The 16264-nt window shown below is 32.0% G+C and carries 18 protein-coding genes; 8 read left to right on the forward strand and 10 right to left on the reverse strand.

Going from position 1 to position 16264, the window contains the following annotated elements; all coding sequences use genetic code 11:
- The first annotated feature begins 319 nt into the window (after window positions 1-319).
- From MST30_RS15200 to MST30_RS15210, 3 genes are all read left to right on the forward strand, one after another.
- Window positions 320-1243, forward strand: a complete 924-nt coding sequence (locus MST30_RS15200) for a sensor histidine kinase (protein ID WP_243472262.1) — start codon at window positions 320-322, stop codon at window positions 1241-1243.
- Window positions 1236-1946: a LytR/AlgR family response regulator transcription factor gene (locus MST30_RS15205; RefSeq protein WP_243472263.1), complete on the forward strand. Its 711-nt coding sequence runs from the start codon at window positions 1236-1238 to the stop codon at window positions 1944-1946. The genes MST30_RS15200 and MST30_RS15205 overlap by 8 nt, the downstream gene beginning before the upstream one ends.
- A gap of 66 nt (window positions 1947-2012) precedes the next feature.
- Window positions 2013-2603 carry a hypothetical protein gene (locus MST30_RS15210; RefSeq protein WP_243472264.1) on the forward strand — a complete coding sequence of 197 codons (591 nt, stop codon included), beginning with the start codon at window positions 2013-2015 and terminating at the stop codon, window positions 2601-2603.
- Between the two features lie 11 nt (window positions 2604-2614).
- Here the strand turns inward: MST30_RS15210 and MST30_RS15215 are convergent, their stop codons facing one another.
- The 9 genes from MST30_RS15215 to MST30_RS15255 form a co-directional block, all read right to left on the reverse strand.
- Window positions 2615-3634 (reverse strand): hypothetical protein, encoded by a 1020-nt coding sequence (locus MST30_RS15215; protein ID WP_243472265.1) that lies wholly within the window; start codon window positions 3632-3634, stop codon window positions 2615-2617.
- 28 nt (window positions 3635-3662) lie between these two features.
- On the reverse strand, window positions 3663-4661 hold the full coding sequence (locus tag MST30_RS15220) for a WG repeat-containing protein (RefSeq protein WP_243472266.1): 999 nt from the start codon (window positions 4659-4661) through the stop codon (window positions 3663-3665).
- Between the two features lie 63 nt (window positions 4662-4724).
- Window positions 4725-5579: a toxin-antitoxin system YwqK family antitoxin gene (locus MST30_RS15225; protein ID WP_243472267.1), complete on the reverse strand. Its 855-nt coding sequence runs from the start codon at window positions 5577-5579 to the stop codon at window positions 4725-4727.
- A 72-nt stretch (window positions 5580-5651) separates the two neighbouring features.
- Window positions 5652-6683 (reverse strand): toxin-antitoxin system YwqK family antitoxin, encoded by a 1032-nt coding sequence (locus MST30_RS15230; RefSeq protein ID WP_243472268.1) that lies wholly within the window; start codon window positions 6681-6683, stop codon window positions 5652-5654.
- An 11-nt stretch (window positions 6684-6694) separates the two neighbouring features.
- A complete protein-coding gene (locus tag MST30_RS15235) occupies window positions 6695-7468 on the reverse strand; it encodes a toxin-antitoxin system YwqK family antitoxin (RefSeq protein ID WP_243472269.1) in 774 nt (257 codons plus the stop codon).
- A gap of 211 nt (window positions 7469-7679) precedes the next feature.
- Window positions 7680-9080 carry a dihydrolipoyl dehydrogenase gene (gene lpdA, locus MST30_RS15240; RefSeq protein ID WP_243472270.1) on the reverse strand — a complete coding sequence of 467 codons (1401 nt, stop codon included), beginning with the start codon at window positions 9078-9080 and terminating at the stop codon, window positions 7680-7682.
- A gap of 222 nt (window positions 9081-9302) precedes the next feature.
- Complete coding sequence (locus MST30_RS15245) at window positions 9303-10073, reverse strand: LuxR C-terminal-related transcriptional regulator (protein ID WP_243472271.1); 771 nt, start codon at window positions 10071-10073, stop codon at window positions 9303-9305.
- Between the two features lie 17 nt (window positions 10074-10090).
- Window positions 10091-10717 (reverse strand): CPBP family intramembrane glutamic endopeptidase, encoded by a 627-nt coding sequence (locus MST30_RS15250; RefSeq protein ID WP_243472272.1) that lies wholly within the window; start codon window positions 10715-10717, stop codon window positions 10091-10093.
- Window position 10718: 1 nt separating this feature from the next.
- Window positions 10719-11174, reverse strand: a complete 456-nt coding sequence (locus tag MST30_RS15255; RefSeq protein WP_243472273.1) for an Lrp/AsnC family transcriptional regulator — start codon at window positions 11172-11174, stop codon at window positions 10719-10721.
- 162 nt (window positions 11175-11336) lie between these two features.
- Between MST30_RS15255 and MST30_RS15260 the strand changes: the two genes are divergently transcribed.
- From MST30_RS15260 to MST30_RS15280, 5 genes are all read left to right on the forward strand, one after another.
- Complete coding sequence (locus MST30_RS15260) at window positions 11337-12551, forward strand: aminotransferase class I/II-fold pyridoxal phosphate-dependent enzyme (RefSeq protein ID WP_243472274.1); 1215 nt, start codon at window positions 11337-11339, stop codon at window positions 12549-12551.
- A gap of 188 nt (window positions 12552-12739) precedes the next feature.
- Window positions 12740-14227, forward strand: a complete 1488-nt coding sequence (gene nhaC, locus MST30_RS15265; protein ID WP_243472275.1) for a Na+/H+ antiporter NhaC — start codon at window positions 12740-12742, stop codon at window positions 14225-14227.
- Window positions 14228-14437: 210 nt separating this feature from the next.
- On the forward strand, window positions 14438-15082 hold the full coding sequence (locus tag MST30_RS15270; RefSeq protein ID WP_243472276.1) for a peroxiredoxin: 645 nt from the start codon (window positions 14438-14440) through the stop codon (window positions 15080-15082).
- Window positions 15083-15093: 11 nt separating this feature from the next.
- Window positions 15094-15402 carry a thioredoxin family protein gene (locus MST30_RS15275; RefSeq protein ID WP_243472277.1) on the forward strand — a complete coding sequence of 103 codons (309 nt, stop codon included), beginning with the start codon at window positions 15094-15096 and terminating at the stop codon, window positions 15400-15402.
- Window positions 15403-15404: 2 nt separating this feature from the next.
- Entirely contained in the window at window positions 15405-15662 is a 258-nt protein-coding gene (locus MST30_RS15280; RefSeq protein WP_243472278.1) for a DUF6952 family protein, read from the forward strand.
- Window positions 15663-15723: 61 nt separating this feature from the next.
- Here MST30_RS15280 and MST30_RS15285 read toward each other — a convergent pair whose 3' ends face one another.
- Complete coding sequence (locus MST30_RS15285; protein ID WP_243472279.1) at window positions 15724-16194, reverse strand: ankyrin repeat domain-containing protein; 471 nt, start codon at window positions 16192-16194, stop codon at window positions 15724-15726.
- Window positions 16195-16264: the final 70 nt, after the last annotated feature.

Consider the following 16264-nt stretch of genomic DNA (forward strand, 5'->3'; position numbering starts at 1 on the left):
GATTGCATTTCAAAACTATAAACTACATCTTGTCAATTTTTTATTTTGCGACGAATAACCTTTTTGGCATGTGATTTAACTAAATGCTAAATCCATTACTAAATCTGCTATTCGTCTACAAAATTCCTGTTGGCTCTAAAAATATAGTATTATTGTAAGAGGTTATAACTAAATGTCTTTAAAACGTTTTTTATTACACAAATGTCTTCAGATACTGCTGCATACTTTATTTTGGTTAGCAGTACTAATTTTCTACAGTTATTTCTTTAGTATAGGTAATACGAGTTTTAAAAATTCATTTTCGTTTAGCTTATTTTTGATGCCTATAACCATTGCTACTACTTATGTTTTTATTTATAAACTAATACCAGATTACCTCATTAGCAAACGTTACGCAAGATTTGCTCTATATAGTATATACACCCTTATTATTTCTGCTTATTTAGTTGTGGCCAGTGTGTTTTTTAGCTTAATTTATTTATCTGGCTTTGAGTATTCTGAAATGAATCCGGCAACAAAGAACATTATTTTAGTTCTTGGCGCTGTGTATCTTATTGTTTTTGTAATTAGTGCCTTTAAGCTTTTAAAATTAAATTTAAAACAAACCAAAATCACTAAAAAACTAGAAACCAAAATTCTAGAAACCCAACTAAAACTAAAAGAGCAAGAATTAAACTATTTGAAAATGCAGATTCATCCTCATTTTCTTTTTAACACATTAAATACCATGTACGGCTCTGCATTAAAAAAGGCAGATGAAACGCCCGAAATGATTTTAAAATTGTCTAATCTATTAGACTATTTACTGTATCAAGTCGATAAACCTTTTGTAAGTCTCGAAGACGAAATAAATCATATTGAAGATTATATCTCTTTAGAAAAAATGCGATTTAACAACACATTAGCTATTACATTTTATAAAGACATTCAATCAAAAGCTATTGATATAGCACCAATGCTTTTTATTCCCTTTGTAGAAAACAGTTTTAAACATGGCACTTTAAAAGAAGGCGTTTTATCTATTGACCTCTCAGTAAAAGCCAATTCAGAAACCATTATTTTTAATATTAGCAACAGCAGCAGTAATCAAAAAACTCACAACGATGGCATTGGTTTACAAAACATTAAAAAACGATTAGATTTATTATACCCTAATCGTTATAAGTTAGACATCACTCACAATGACTCTACATTTAAAGTTGACTTAGAACTTAACATAAAATCCAAACTAGCCCATGACTAAACCTATTTCTTGCATCATAGTTGACGACGAAAGCATGGCTAGAGATATTATAGCGACACATTTATCTCGCATAAAAAATATTGAAGTTGTAGCACAATGTAAAAATGCTATTGAAGCTTTCAATTTTATAAACAATAATGCCGTGGACCTTATCTTCCTAGACATTAATATGCCTGAAATCTCAGGAATTGCCTTTGCAAAATCCATCAATAAAAACATCAAAATAATTTTTACCACAGCCTACAGAGATTATGCTGTAGAAGGTTTTGATCTTCAAGCTGTAGATTATTTATTAAAACCTATTCCTTTTGAAAGATTATTAAAAGCGGTAAATCGCTATTTTGAAGTCAATGCTAAGCATTTAAAAAATGAATCCAATCAATTAGATGACAATGATTTTATTTTTGTGAGGTCTGATAGACGTATGCTAAAAATCACCTTTAAAGACATTCTCTATATTGAAAGTTTAAGTGATTATATTAAAATTCATCTTACTGAAACCTGTATAGTTACCAGAGAAACTATAAGTGCCATTGAAGCCAAACTACCACAAAAAGACTTTTTAAGAATCCACCGTTCATACATTGTAAGCTTGGCAAAAATTCAATCCTTTACAAACGAAGAGATTACAGTTAATCGAAAAGCACTACCTATTAGTCGAAGTTATAAGAAAGATGTTTTAAATCATCTTGAAAATTTTTAACTTTAGATAAATAAAAGTCCAAATCTATCGTTATCATAGTCTCTAGACTATGTTATTAACCGCTTAATGAGTGCATACCTTCATAATACCATCCCAAATTTAAAACCGTTTGATTACGAGCGTCATCACGATTCTCATTTTATAAATCAGCAATGGGTTTTGGTGAATGGTATTTCTAAAAAGAAAGCGATTTACACGTTTAGAGACAACAATATTTTAGAGATTGAAAGAAAGGACGCAACTATTACAACGTCTTGGACAATAAGTATACAGAATATATTTACTATCGAAACCGAAGACGGTATAATAACCGTCAAAGCTTACTTTAAGGATGATGATATTTTAGTCTTAAATCATCAGGATAAAGAAGAGTTTGCTATGTATATTAATACAACTAATTATTCTGAAGACTTGAATTCTATTGAAGATATTCAAGACTATCTAAAAGATAAATACAAAAAGAAGGTTAACAAGGTTATACACAAACACGAATTCTATTACATCTCAAAATCTGAAGAATTTGGACCTTTTACCGTTGAAGAGCTTAAAGAAAAGGTGAAAAAAGATGACATTAGTGCGTACTGCTTTGTACGAGATGTAAATGAAGACAATTATGCCAAGCGTTTACGGATTATAGATTTAATGCAAGAGTTATAAACTTTCGTTTTTTAAAAACTAGGATCAAATTGTTGGTCTATAGCTTTTAAAACAGCTTCTTTAGTTTGCTTTTCAATAGTGTTAATCATTTTATGAAGCGTTTCTATTGTTTTTTCTTTATATAGAAAATGCCTGTCTTCAAGTTGTTCAAAAATATCTTTAATGCTATGAGAGCCACTTAATGAAAACGCATCAATACTACCATCTAAACTAACGGTAAACCATTCTTTTAAATAATGTTCGGTTTTCCAAAGTTTTGTGCTTTTCCAATGGAAACTCCAATATCCATTAGACTCATAAGTTTTAAGCGTGAATTCTTTTTCTGGTTTTAGCTGTTGTAACTCTGCAAGAACAGCTTCCATCCTATTTGTAATATTTGAAATGAGTTTAGCCTTTTCAAATTCTGATGATGTCTCAGGTTTCTGATTTCTAAACTGTTTGCTGTTTAGCAATTGCTTTGCTTTGTTTTTTACACCTTTAGTAGCACCCTCTTGCGATAATTTTTCTACAACTGCATACGAAACAGCTTCGTGGTCTAACAGTAACTCCTGAAGTTTTTTATGGTTAGATGCCATTATTTTTTTTACAACTTCTTCAGTTAAATTGTTAGCTAACAACTCTTGCCTAATAGCTTCATTAGGTTCATCTACAACACCAGGTTGTAGTAAAATGCGTGTATCTGTATAGGGTTTTAAGTAAAACAGTAAATGATTTAGCTTATCGACTAGTTCTAATCGGTTTTGGGTTGAAAATTCTAACTCTGGAGCTTCCCAAACACCTTCATATTCTATTGTATTGGTTTTACTATTGAATTTTGGCAACAAATAAATAACCTGCAATAGGTATGCTCCATTAATATCACCTTCTGGTCGCCATGATACATCAATCGATTTTAGTCGTGTTGGTGAGTTTATAAGCAATAGCGAACTACCTGTAAATTCGTGTATGGTGTCTTCTGTTGGATCTGTATCTGTTAACAAATTCCACTCTACAGACCAACCTGCTGGTATTTTTAAGGGTTGAAGATTCATTTATAAAATTACTAAAAATAGGTTTTATCTAGTCTTCAATCCAAATGTCTTGTTTATAATAAGGATATGGCAAATCGTCTGTGGTTTCGTATTTAAATTCTGATTTTTCTTCTCCTGTTAACCAGTTTACCCAACCCCATTTTCCATCTTTTTTAACAGCTAGCTTTAGTACACCATCTGCATTAAAATTTTTATAATCTTCGTAAATACAAGGCACAGACAGTTTTGTATTTTCATTATAACTCCAATAAGACAAATGCATACCTACTTTTCCTTTGTTGTAAACTGCCGTGTATTTTGAATTGTATCCAAAAAAACGAATACTATCGTATTTTGCAGGAATAAGTGTTGTTAGATTCTTTTCTCCTAAGGATTGATACATTCCCCATTTTTTAGTGGCTTTATTCCTTGCCTTAAATACACCATCACCATTACCTTCATCAAAAATAAGAATATCGGCTTTTAATTTTTTCTTGGATGACACAAACATATCTTTTGCCCAACCTTCTATCCAAACCAAAGGCACATCTTCTGGATTATCAAAAGTTGGATCTACTAAAACCACATCTTCGAACCAATCTACTAATCCCCATTTTTCGTTTTGTTTTATAAGCGCATAAAACCTACCATCTACTTCCTTTAATTTTACAGCATCATAAATGCAGTTAGCTCTCTCAGCTGCATCGTGTATTTCATAAGGGTTTAAAAGAATGCCATATTTTTTTTTGATTTTTACAATGGTAAATGGTTCCATGTTTTTAAACCAGCCAATGGAATCGAATTTTGGTTCTATTACCATATCAAAGTCAATAATTTCTTCATCCAAATCTTTATAAGCATCTATATGATAAATGCCCCATTTTTTGGTAGATTTCATTAATACTTTTGCAAAACCATTTTCATTAGGTATCCATTCTATCTTTTTGCCTTTTATCTTTTTTAAGATTTGTTTGTCTGATATGTCTTGGGCTTTAACGTTTAACGAAAAAAGTATTATGACTATGAAAAAAATAGAATTGCGTTTCATGATTATGGTTTTTGATTAGCAGGATATACTATTAACTTGGTTTGTTATCAAAAATTGTAAATGTTAATAGCTTAAAGTTTTTGTTAAATTCCCTTCTCTGTCATAATATTTCCATTGACCAACTTTTCTTCCCCATTTATAAACTTTAATGGCTTCTAGTTTGCCGTTATCATAATAATGTTTCCACTCTCCATCTTTATCACTTGTATAAGTATAACTACCTATTGCTTTTAATTGCCCACTTTCATAGTAATACTTCCAATCATCTATTTTATCACTACCGCTAAATTTATAATTTCCCGTTGAGGATAGTTTACCAGATGGATAAAAATTTTCTTTTGGACCTCTACCATTATCTTTTAAAACCCAAGAAGAAGATAAGACACCTGTTTCATAATAAGTTTTATAATCTTGGCGCACACTTTCGATAAAACTTTGACTCCCTTCTATAATACCATTTTTATAAAACCATTTGTGTGTAGACGTTTCCTTTCTACTGTTAGTTTCCTTGTATTCAGTAATACTTCTTATTTCACCACTTTTATAATACGCTTTAGAAATTCCAACTTTTTTCCCATTTTTATAATTATCCTCAGCTATCAAAACACCTTCATCATTCCATTTTTTCCACAGACCAGTCTGTTTATCATTTAAAAATTGACCTGCCTCACTTAATGTTCCGTTATCATAATAACTTTTACTTTCACCTTGCTTTAGTCCATTTTTATATATAAATGTTGCGGTAAGTGTTCCCTCTAAATTGTAAATTCTATACCAGCCGTCTTTTTTTCCGTTTTTATATTCTTGCGTAGACAAGAGTTCTCCAGTTATATGGTATTCTTTTTTTACTGTTGTTTGAGCGTTTGCAAGATTAGCTGCTGCAAAACAAATTAAGATTAATAATAGTTTGTTTTTCATATTTAAAGTGTTGGTTTTTATATAAACAAGTAAAAGAAGTTATTATTATTCATTAGATTATTAAATTTTAGACTACAGTTTTGCTCCTCCTGCAATCATTACATTCTCTAAATGATCCCAATATATACTAAATTGTGCATCACTTATCTTCATCTTTTTAAAAGGGATTGATAATTTATTATTATACTCTTTTGTATCTTCATGGTAAACACAATCTTCCTTAAAAAAAATAGTTATGGCTCCTATCCATGTTCCTTCGTTAGAGGACGCATTAGTTCTGCCTAAATTGTTAATGTTTGATATACAACTTAATGGAAAATAAGATTTGCTTACCGTTTCACCGACTTTTACTTCAATAAAATCGTTATTCAATTCATATTTATTTTCATAATGTTCAAGAATAAAATGATTATCTGTAAATTTTATACGGTAACCGCCCATTTTTAATTCATATTCATCACCTCCGTAATAATAATGTCTCTTTTTCTCTATATCTTCTTTTAAATAACTTGCTCCTTCACCATCTGTAAGCCAAAACAAAGAAGACCTAGCTTTTTTTTGTTCTTCAGTCAAAACTTTCTCTCCATTTTTAAATTTTATTTCTTCTTTTATTCCACCTTCTTCATAATAATACTGCCACAATCCATCTGGTTCTCCGTCAATATAATTTCCCTCAGATTGTAAATTACCATTACTGTAATAATTTTTTTCTGTACCATGATGTAAATTATCTTTGTAATGGGTAATGTATTTTAAGTTTCCTTTTTCATAATAGCCTTTACTCTCACCATGTGGCTTGCCATTTTTATAATTGTCTATTTTTTGTAGCTTTCCACTTTCATAATAACTATAGATTACACCATCCATTTTAGAATTTACTGAATTACCTTTCTTCATAATAGTTCCGTCCTCATAATATACTGTAAACTCACCATTAAGAACTATTTCTCCATCCTTAGTATTCTTGTCCTTATATGCTTTTAGTTTAATATTTCCGTTTTCATGATACAGATAGTATTCTTCAGTTTCAGAAACTTCTTTAGAGGATTGTGCAAAAAACACATTAGTAAGTAGTAGTACTGTGATTAGTAGTAGGTTTTTCATAATTATAAAGTTTAGTTTTTAGAAAAATACTCGAAAGCATTGCCTTCACTTTTTTTACTGAAGTTTACTTCTTCCTTTACCTTTCCATTGCTGCCATATACTTTCCACACTCCAACTCTTTCATCATTTTCATATGCTCCTGACATGGTTAGATGACCATCTTCTTTATCATAATATTTCCATACTCCATTTTTTTTGTCATTTTCATATGCACCTGACGTGGTTAGGTTACCATCTTTATCGTAATGTTTCCATTCTCCCGTTTTATTGCCCTCTTTTTCTATGAATCCTTTGGCAGATATTTTTCCATTGTCATAGTATTCTTCAGACTCAAATGTAACAGGCTCCTTACTATCTGCCCTTGAAGAATCACGCCAAGATTTGACCATTATTTGACCGGATTCCACATTAAGAATTACAGTGATTGGGTAAAAAAACAATGTATATCTACCCTGAGAATATCTACCATAATAATCAAAATCTGCACTTTGAAAAAAATTGTCGAACGTATAATTACCAGGTTCTAGCTTTAATTCTTTAAAACCTTCAGGAATTCCTGGTTTATCTTGATATGAATAACTTTTAAATTCTTCAAGTGATACTTCTGTGCTATCCTTTTTCTGTAAGAGTAGAACAATTTTTGGACCACCACCTGTAACTTCAAAAATTGTAAACATAACATCAGATCCAAGTTTTATTGGTTCATTATCATTTTGACTAAAAACAGGAAGTGTACTTAATAGTACAAAGATGACTAGTAAGTAATGTGCATAGGCTTTTTTCATGGTTTCTTGTTTGGGGTTTAAGAAATAACTTACGTTTTAACAAATCTAAGTATTATATGAATACACCTATATACTCAATTTGAGTATTTTCTTATGTGGCTGAAGTTGTATTTAAAACAAAAAAAGCGAACCAAATGGTTCGCTTTTCAGATTCTTAAATACTGAAACAAGTTCAGCACAAGCAAGTTTAGAATGATAATATTTTTAAAATCTAAACGTGTAATGCTCTATCGTCTGTTGCAGCTAAAGCCGCTTCTTTTACAGCTTCTGCAAACGTAGGATGTGCATGCGACATGCGTGATATATCTTCGGCAGATGCTCTAAACTCCATAGCTGTTACTGCTTCTGCAATTAAGTCGGCACAACGTGCACCAATCATATGTACACCAAGTACTTCGTCTGTAGTTTTATCTGCTAAGATTTTTACAAAGCCATCAATATCTCCACTTGCTCTGGCTCTACCTAAAGCTCTAAATGGAAATTGACCTACTTTATATTCGGTACCAGCTTCTTTTAATTCTTCTTCTGTTTTACCTACTGCTGCAACTTCTGGCCAAGTATAAACGACTCCTGGAATTAAGTTGTAATCTATATGTGGTTTTTGTCCAGCTAAAGTTTCTGCTACAAAAACTCCTTCTTCTTCAGCCTTGTGCGCTAACATTGCACCTTTGATAACATCACCAATAGCGTAGATGTTAGATACATTTGTTTGTAAATGCTCGTTAACTTCTACTTGACCTCTATCGTTAAGTTTTACACCAGCAGCTTCGGCATTTAATCCATCTGTATAAGGACGACGACCAACAGATACCAAACAGTAATCTCCTTTAAACTCAACAACCTCACCTTTTTTGTTTTCAGCTTTTACCACAACCTCATCACCATTACGTTCTACAGACTGAACTTTGTGAGAGACCATCATATTACATTTTGCCTTTTTAAATACTTTGTTAAGTTCTTTAGACAAACCAGCATCCATAGTTGGTAAGATTCTGTCCATGTACTCTACAACAGTAACCTCAGCTCCAAGACGACGATATACTTGTCCCAACTCTAAACCAATAACACCACCTCCAATAATAATTAAATGCTTAGGTACTTCTTTTAGTTTTAAAGCTTCCGTTGAAGTTATTATTCTTTCTTTATCTATGTTGATAAATGGTAAATTAGATGGCTTAGAACCTGTAGCTATAATTGTGTTTTTAGCTTCAATTTCGCCAGCATCTTTTCCTTCTATTTTGATGTGGGTTGCATCTTTAAAAGATCCTAAACCTTCGTAAACATCAATATTGTTTTTCTTCATTAAGAAATCTATACCTCCTGTAGTTTGGTCTACAACGGCTTGCTTACGTGCAATCATCTTTTCGAGATTAACCTTTATCTCACCAGGAATTTCAATACCGTGTTCTTCAAAGTGTTTTGTAGCTTCTTCATAATGATGCGAAGAACTTAATAAGGCTTTACTTGGAATACAACCTACATTAAGACATGTACCGCCAAGCGTAGAATATTTTTCAATAATTGCAGTTTTCAAGCCTAGTTGCGCACAACGAATTGCTGCTACATAGCCTCCAGGTCCTGATCCAATTACTGCTACATCGTATGATTTCATAAGTGTTTTTTTGATGTTAATTTTATCTCAGACAAAAATACAATATTGATTAGTGATTAACGAAAAGAGCTTAAATAAATTTTGATTATAAACTGAAATTAAAAAGCCCATAATTAACAGATCAAAAATCTAATTAAAATGGACTCTTTATTCCCTAAAAGTTAATAGCATTCAAAGTTGCAAAATAACAAACAGCTCTACAATACTCAATTTGAGTATTTTTTATAGCCAATGCGGATTTAACTTTAAAATACCAACTAATTCTCCTGTAGATGTAATATCTAACTTCTTTAGAATATTACGTCTATGCGTATCTACGGTATGTGAACTGATGTTAAGCTTTTCGGAAATTTCTTTACTTGTCTTATCTAAAATTAAAAGTCTTATAATGTCTCTTTCTCTATTGGTAACACTATCGTGCAGTAATTTTTGAGAAAAGCTATCAAAGTATATGGTTTCGTATTCTTGCTTATCATTTAGCAATTTGGCAGAGGCTGTAATATCTAACTTAACATCTGGATGCATAATTGTATAATGAGCCAAGCCTATAATTGGCTTGTTCTCTGAGTCAAAAATCAATGGTGTGGTATTTTGTACCACATTTACATAAATATTTTGTGCGTTTTTAAATCTAAAATTCCATGTATAACTAGCATCTTGTCTTTTTTCCTTCGGAATTTCACTCAATGTAAACTTCATAAGACTATTTAATGCTTGTAGCCAAAACTCTATATCTTCAGGATGAATTCTACTCCAGAAGTAACGCATTCCTTTTTCCTTAAGTTCATTTGGATCTAGTCCTAAGGAAGCTTTGTAATTTTTACTAACATATTCAAAGGTTAGATCTTGCGTATTGGTTATGCAAAAAAAGGTTGAGCTATAAGGTAAAAAACGATCCATCTCTATGATTTTCTCTATATGCTTCTCTAAAGATGGTTTATCGTAAGATTCAAATATAAAATTGTATAATTCTTTGATTTTGGAATACTTCATAAACTGTATTAATCATTTTAATTAGGAAACCCTAACATCTCACCCATACCCACCGTAAATAGCCAACAACCATAAATAGCATGTTCTATAGAAACTAAAAGTGTAGATTTTGTTTTTTTAAAAGTTAGTGCAAATAAAATACCTCCTATAAACGTAAAAATCATGACTAAAGTATTTTTAAAGAATATATGTGCCAATGAAAATAATGCAGCATTTACCATTATAAACAAGGCATTGCTTCTAAATAGCGATTCGTAGCGTTGAAAGAAAAACGTTCTGTAAACCAACTCTTGTGGATATACCGAAAAAACAGAATACACAAACAAAATCGCCACCCACAACATAGGCTTTGATTTTATGACCTCAAATAAATTTTTATAGTCAACTATATACACATAAATACTAGTGATAATTGCTATTACTAAAAACTTTATGATGGTTCGTTGCCAAAATTGAGTCCAATTAATATGCTGTCTAATTTTAAACTTATTATTTTCAACCTTAAGAAGTACGTAGGTTACATAAACAAATGCCAATGAACCTATAACTAGTTTAATCCAAAGCTGAAACTCTAATACAAAACTTACCGGAATTAATACAAACCCAATAAAAAATTCAAAAAGTCTATACCTTATGCTTTGCATATTATAATGTTATTGCTGTTGTGTGCTTTACTTCATTTATTACAAACATACTATGCGTGCTACCTATATGGTTTATATTGGTAAGCTTTTTAACCATAAAATCTCTAAACGCTTCCATATCCTTAACCAACACTTTTAACAAGTAGTCATAGTCTCCACTAATATGATAACACTCTAGCACTTCGTCTAATTTACGAACTTCTCTTTCAAATTTCATAACATAGTCCTGAGAATGTTGTACCAGCTTTACGTGGCAAAAGGTTACAAAAGCCTTATCAACTTTCTTTTTATCAACTAGCGCAACATAATTACTAATAATCCCTTTTTTTTCTAACTTTCTAATACGCTCATATACAGCTGTAACCGATAAACCGAGTGCATAAGAAAGTGCTTTATTGGTTTGTTTACTATCTTTTTGAAGAAGTTCTAGAAGCGCTTTATCTATTTCATCTAACATTTGCTTAATATTTTTCGGTAGAAATTACCTTTTGAATAAAAATAACAACTATTGTTCTATCATACACAAAAAATAATGAATAATATTCACTTAATAATATAAAGTATTGATTTTTATTCTAATAACTTTCAAATTTGTATAAACCTTTTAAATCATTTTAAAATGAAATTTAAACCTGCAAACAACATACAAGACCTACAATATTTTGGAGAGTTTGGTGGAGTAAACCCATCAATATCTGACTCTTCTACCTATACCTTTTTATCTGCTAAAACCATGTTCGATACTTTTGAAGGGAATGCGGATGGCTGTTATCTCTACTCAAGACACTCTTCGCCTTCAAATTTATATTTAGGTGAAGCACTTGCCGCAATGGAAGGTACAGAAACAGCCACGGTTACTGCATCTGGCATGGGAGCCATTACACCTGTATTAATGCAACTGTGTGAAGCAGGTGAACACATCGTTAGTAGTAGAACCATTTATGGCGGAACCTATGCTTTCTTAAAGAACTTTGCACCAAGATTAGGAATACAAACTTCATTTGTAGATATCACAAAAATAGATGTTGTTGAAGCAGCCATTACACCAAAAACTAAAGTGCTCTATTGTGAGTCTGTAAGTAATCCATTGCTAGAAGTTGCAGACATCAAAGGCTTAGCTGATCTTGCAAAAAAACACAACTTAAAACTGGTTGTGGACAATACTTTTTCTCCGCTGTCTATCTCACCTGCAAAATTGGGTGCTGATGTCGTTATTCATAGTTTAACAAAGTTTATTAACGGTTCTTCAGATACTGTTGGTGGAGTAGTTTGTGGCACACAAGAATTCATTGACCAATTAAGAAATGTAAATGATGGAGCAGCAATGTTACTAGGTTCTACAATGGACAGTTTGCGTTCAGCATCAGTTTTAAAAAACTTAAGAACGCTTCATATAAGAATGCAACAGCATAGCCATAATGCTAGTTATCTTGCAGAAAAATTTGAAAATGATGGCTTAAAAACCGTTTATCCTGGTTTAGCCTCTCATCCATCTCATGAATTATTTAAATCTATGATGAATGACATGTATGGCTTTGGAGGAATGCTTACCATTGATGTAGGTTCTCTGGATAAAGCCAATGCGTTAATGGAATTAATGCAAGAGCGTAATCTTGGATATCTAGCAGTTAGCTTAGGGTTCTACAAAACTTTATTTAGTGCACCTGGCAGTTCTACATCTTCTGAAATACCTGAGGACGAACAAGCCGAAATGGGATTAAGTGATGGACTTATTCGTTTTTCAATTGGTTTAGATGCTGATATACATCGTACATACGAAATGATGAAAGCCTGTATGATAGAACTAAATATTTTAGAAAAAGAATTAGTTTAAAAACAATAAAACATACCCTTCTAAACAAGCCTGATGGATTATCTATCAGGCTTTTTTGATATAGTAACAAATTTGCAAATACTATTTGTGTCAAAATATTCATTACTAATATGCACTATCAACAATGTTATCATTTGCAAATCGCTTAACAAAATTGTAACATTACGGAGATAAATTAGAAACACCCTATGGAGAGTCAAAATATTAAACCAAGACAACCACAAGACGAAAATATAGTAGAAAATAAAGAACTTAATATTTGGGAGGCTTTAATCCCTGTGTTTGCTTTGGTTGGTATGCTAGCATTTAATGTATATGTGTATGGTGATAATGCTTTGAGCGGTAGTAATCAATTTATACTATTATTAGGTGCAGCTGTGGCTGCCATTGTAGGTTTTTTCAATAAAGTATCCTTTGATCAAATGGTTGAAGAAGTTGCTGAAAACATAAAATCTACAGCAGGTGCAATTTTAATCCTCTTGATGGTTGGTGCATTAGCAGGCACTTGGCTAATAAGTGGTATTATACCCGCAATGATATATTATGGCTTACAAATTCTAAATCCTACCATATTTTTAGCCGCTTGCGTTATAATTTGTGCCATTATATCTGTAGCAACTGGCAGCTCATGGACCACATCTGCCACAGTTGGTATTGCTTTAATAGGAATTGGAGAAGCCTTGGGTGTTCCAATGGGAATGACTGCTGGTGCAGTGCTCTCTGGTGCTTATTTTGGAGATAAAATGTCTCCTTTAAGTGACACCACAAATTTAGCGCCTGCCATGTCTGGAGGTGAATTATTCTCTCATATAAAATATATGGCATACACAACTGTGCCAACTATTGTTATAACACTTATTGTATTTATCATTTTAGGCTTTACTCAAAACACAGAAGGTGCAGCAGATACTTCTACCCTAATCAATGATATTGATAAAACCTTCAACATTTCTGGTTGGTTATTTTTGGTTCCAATATTTGTTATATTCTTAATCATAAAGAAAACTTCGCCTTTAATTGCGCTGCTAGTAGGTACAATATTAGGAGGTATTTTTGCTTTAATTTTTCAACCACAAATTGTTGCTCAAATAGCAGGTGTTGAATCTTTATCTGTTAAGTCTGCTTACCAAGGTATAATGGATGCCATCACAGTAAGTACTACGATTGAAACAGATAATGATACTCTTAAAAGCCTCTTCTCTGCTTCTGGTAAAGGAATGAGTGGAATGCTCGGTACTATATGGCTAATCCTATGCGCCATGACGTTTGGAGGTGTAATGGATGCTATTGGTGCCTTATCTAAAATAAGCAAATCACTTTTAAGTATGGCCACCTCTGTTTTTGGTCTTTTTGCAAGTACTGTTGCGAGTTGTTTAGCGCTTAATGTAACAGCTTCAGACCAATACTTAGCTTTAGTAGTTCCTGGAAAAATGTTTAAAAAAGCCTACGAGGACAAAGGTCTTGCGCCAGAAAATCTCAGTAGAACATTAGAAGATTCTGGTACGGTAACCTCTGTTTTAATCCCTTGGAATACTTGTGGTGCTTACCAAAGTGGTGTTTTGGGTGTTGGTGTTGGCGAATATTTCTTCTATGCTATTTTTAACTGGCTTAGTCCATTTACCACATTGCTTTTTGCTGCATTCAGAATTAAGATTAAATATTTATTGAAAAAGTAAAAATTTATTTTTCAAGTAAAATCAACCAATTTTAAGAGGTTCGTATTTTATCCTATTCTATTTTATCATTATCATAAATTTAAAGGTGCTTTTTTGAAGCCATATACTTACACTATAATCCTATTGATTTATAATAAATAATTGCTATAAAAACATACTTGTCTATTGGGTATTTTTGTTTCAAATCATTAATAACTTAAAAAATAGATAATGGCATTTGTAGGAAAACAATTCCCAGATTTAAACGTAAACGCAATGAACGAAATGGGTGATACTTTTAAACTCAACGTTCTTGAAGAAGCAAAAAACAACAACAAAAAAGTAGTGTTATTCTGGTACCCAAAAGATTTCACTTTTGTTTGCCCAACTGAGTTACATGCTTTTCAAGCTGCTTTAGGTGAGTTCGAAAAACGTAACACCATTGTTATTGGTGCGTCTTGTGATACTGCCGAAGTTCATTTTGCTTGGTTAAGCACAGCAAAAGACAATGGCGGAATTGAAGGTGTAACCTATCCTCTTTTAGCTGATTCTAACAGAAACTTAGCGTCAACTCTTGGTATTTTAGACATCTCTAACGAAACTTACAATGAAGAAACAGGTGTTGTAACTGTTGATGGCGATAACGTTACTTACAGAGCTACTTACATCATCGATGAAGAAGGTACTGTACAACACGAAAGTATCAATAACATGCCACTTGGTAGAAATGTAAATGAGTACTTAAGAATCATTGATGCTTTAACACACGTACAAGAAAAAGGTGAGGTTTGTCCTGCAAACTGGGAAGAAGGTAAAGATGCTATGCAAGCTAATGCCCAAGGTACAAGAGAATATTTAAAAGCACACTTAAACTAAGTATTTGTAGTATGATTCAAGATTTAGATCAAGATAACTTACAAAATATAGTTTCAGAAAACGATACTGTTGTTGTACAATACTCAGCAACATGGTGTGGTAACTGTCGTATTATGAAACCTAAATTCAAGAAATTAGCAACAGAAAACGAAAATGTAACATTCGTAATTGCTGATGCCGAAAAATTTCCTGAAAGCAGAAAGTTAGCAACCGTAGACAACTTACCTACGTTCGCTACTTTTAAAAATGGTGAATTCAAAAATCAAGTACAAACAAATAAGTTCGATGTTTTAAAAGAACTTGTTGATGAAGTTATTTAATTATGAAATTACCTGTAATAAAGCAATTAACACAATTTATCGAAGATAACGATGAAGACTACGTAGTAGAAACCATTGAAACCTTAGAAAACCTAACCGAAGTAACATCTTTAAAAGATGAAGAGTTAGACGTTATAGGCGAATTGATTTCTAATATGTATGGTGCTATTGAAGTCCATAAAATGGTAAAAGACGGTACACCAAAAAAGGAAGCCTTAAACACTTTTATGTCTCGTGTTCTTGGGTCTATTGATAAATAGAATTAATTGAAAAAGAAGAATAAAAACCACTTCAAATTATAGAAGTGGTTTTTTTATACCCTTACTTTAGTAATGCCTCAATAGCTTCAAAGCCTTTTTCTTGAGCATAGTCTAAAGCCATTTTACCTTCGTTGTCCTTAATAGATGTATTGGCTTGGCGATTTAATAAAGTATCCACAATAGTTTTTTGATTGTATTGTGTTGCAAAAATTAGGGCTGTTGTACCGTTTTTATTCTGAACATCAACAGCTGCATTAGAATCTAGTAATAAATCTACCAAATCTTTATTTCCCTTAAAGCTTACACCTATTAAAGCTGTATTTCCTGACGCATCTTGCGCATTAACATCTGCTCCTCTTTCGATTAATAATTTTGCAATATCAGGTTGACCAAAATAAGTAGCAAAAATCAATGGAGTAAAACCTCTTCCATCTTTTATGTTAGCTAAATTTGGATTTTTATCTAACTGGAATCCTATATTTTCAACGTTACCTGATTGTATGGTTCTAAAGAATAATTCGTTTTCGTTCATTGTATTTTTCATTAAAAAAAGGAACGTGCTAAACTTTAACACATTCCTTCATTGGGTTGATTTTGCTATT

Origin of the sequence: Winogradskyella sp. MH6, assembly GCF_022810765.1 — a bacterium.
Taxonomy (GTDB): domain Bacteria; phylum Bacteroidota; class Bacteroidia; order Flavobacteriales; family Flavobacteriaceae; genus Winogradskyella.

Bases quoted from the DNA above. Each gene is read 5' to 3' on its own strand.
- MST30_RS15280 (WP_243472278.1), top strand. From the start codon at position 15,405: ATGAAATTACCTGTAATAAAGCAATTAACACAATTTATCGAAGATAAC.
- MST30_RS15235 (WP_243472269.1), bottom strand. From the start codon at position 7,468: ATGAAAAAAGCCTATGCACATTACTTACTAGTCATCTTTGTACTATTA.
- lpdA (WP_243472270.1), bottom strand. From the start codon at position 9,080: ATGAAATCATACGATGTAGCAGTAATTGGATCAGGACCTGGAGGCTAT.
- MST30_RS15275 (WP_243472277.1), top strand. From the start codon at position 15,094: ATGATTCAAGATTTAGATCAAGATAACTTACAAAATATAGTTTCAGAA.
- MST30_RS15215 (WP_243472265.1), bottom strand. From the start codon at position 3,634: ATGAATCTTCAACCCTTAAAAATACCAGCAGGTTGGTCTGTAGAGTGG.
- MST30_RS15230 (WP_243472268.1), bottom strand. From the start codon at position 6,683: ATGAAAAACCTACTACTAATCACAGTACTACTACTTACTAATGTGTTT.
- MST30_RS15205 (WP_243472263.1), top strand. From the start codon at position 1,236: ATGACTAAACCTATTTCTTGCATCATAGTTGACGACGAAAGCATGGCT.
- MST30_RS15225 (WP_243472267.1), bottom strand. From the start codon at position 5,579: ATGAAAAACAAACTATTATTAATCTTAATTTGTTTTGCAGCAGCTAAT.
- MST30_RS15210 (WP_243472264.1), top strand. From the start codon at position 2,013: ATGAGTGCATACCTTCATAATACCATCCCAAATTTAAAACCGTTTGAT.
- MST30_RS15220 (WP_243472266.1), bottom strand. From the start codon at position 4,661: ATGAAACGCAATTCTATTTTTTTCATAGTCATAATACTTTTTTCGTTA.
- MST30_RS15245 (WP_243472271.1), bottom strand. From the start codon at position 10,073: ATGAAGTATTCCAAAATCAAAGAATTATACAATTTTATATTTGAATCT.
- MST30_RS15285 (WP_243472279.1), bottom strand. From the start codon at position 16,194: ATGAACGAAAACGAATTATTCTTTAGAACCATACAATCAGGTAACGTT.
- MST30_RS15255 (WP_243472273.1), bottom strand. From the start codon at position 11,174: ATGTTAGATGAAATAGATAAAGCGCTTCTAGAACTTCTTCAAAAAGAT.
- MST30_RS15260 (WP_243472274.1), top strand. From the start codon at position 11,337: ATGAAATTTAAACCTGCAAACAACATACAAGACCTACAATATTTTGGA.
- MST30_RS15250 (WP_243472272.1), bottom strand. From the start codon at position 10,717: ATGCAAAGCATAAGGTATAGACTTTTTGAATTTTTTATTGGGTTTGTA.
- nhaC (WP_243472275.1), top strand. From the start codon at position 12,740: ATGGAGAGTCAAAATATTAAACCAAGACAACCACAAGACGAAAATATA.
- MST30_RS15270 (WP_243472276.1), top strand. From the start codon at position 14,438: ATGGCATTTGTAGGAAAACAATTCCCAGATTTAAACGTAAACGCAATG.
- MST30_RS15200 (WP_243472262.1), top strand. From the start codon at position 320: ATGCCTATAACCATTGCTACTACTTATGTTTTTATTTATAAACTAATA.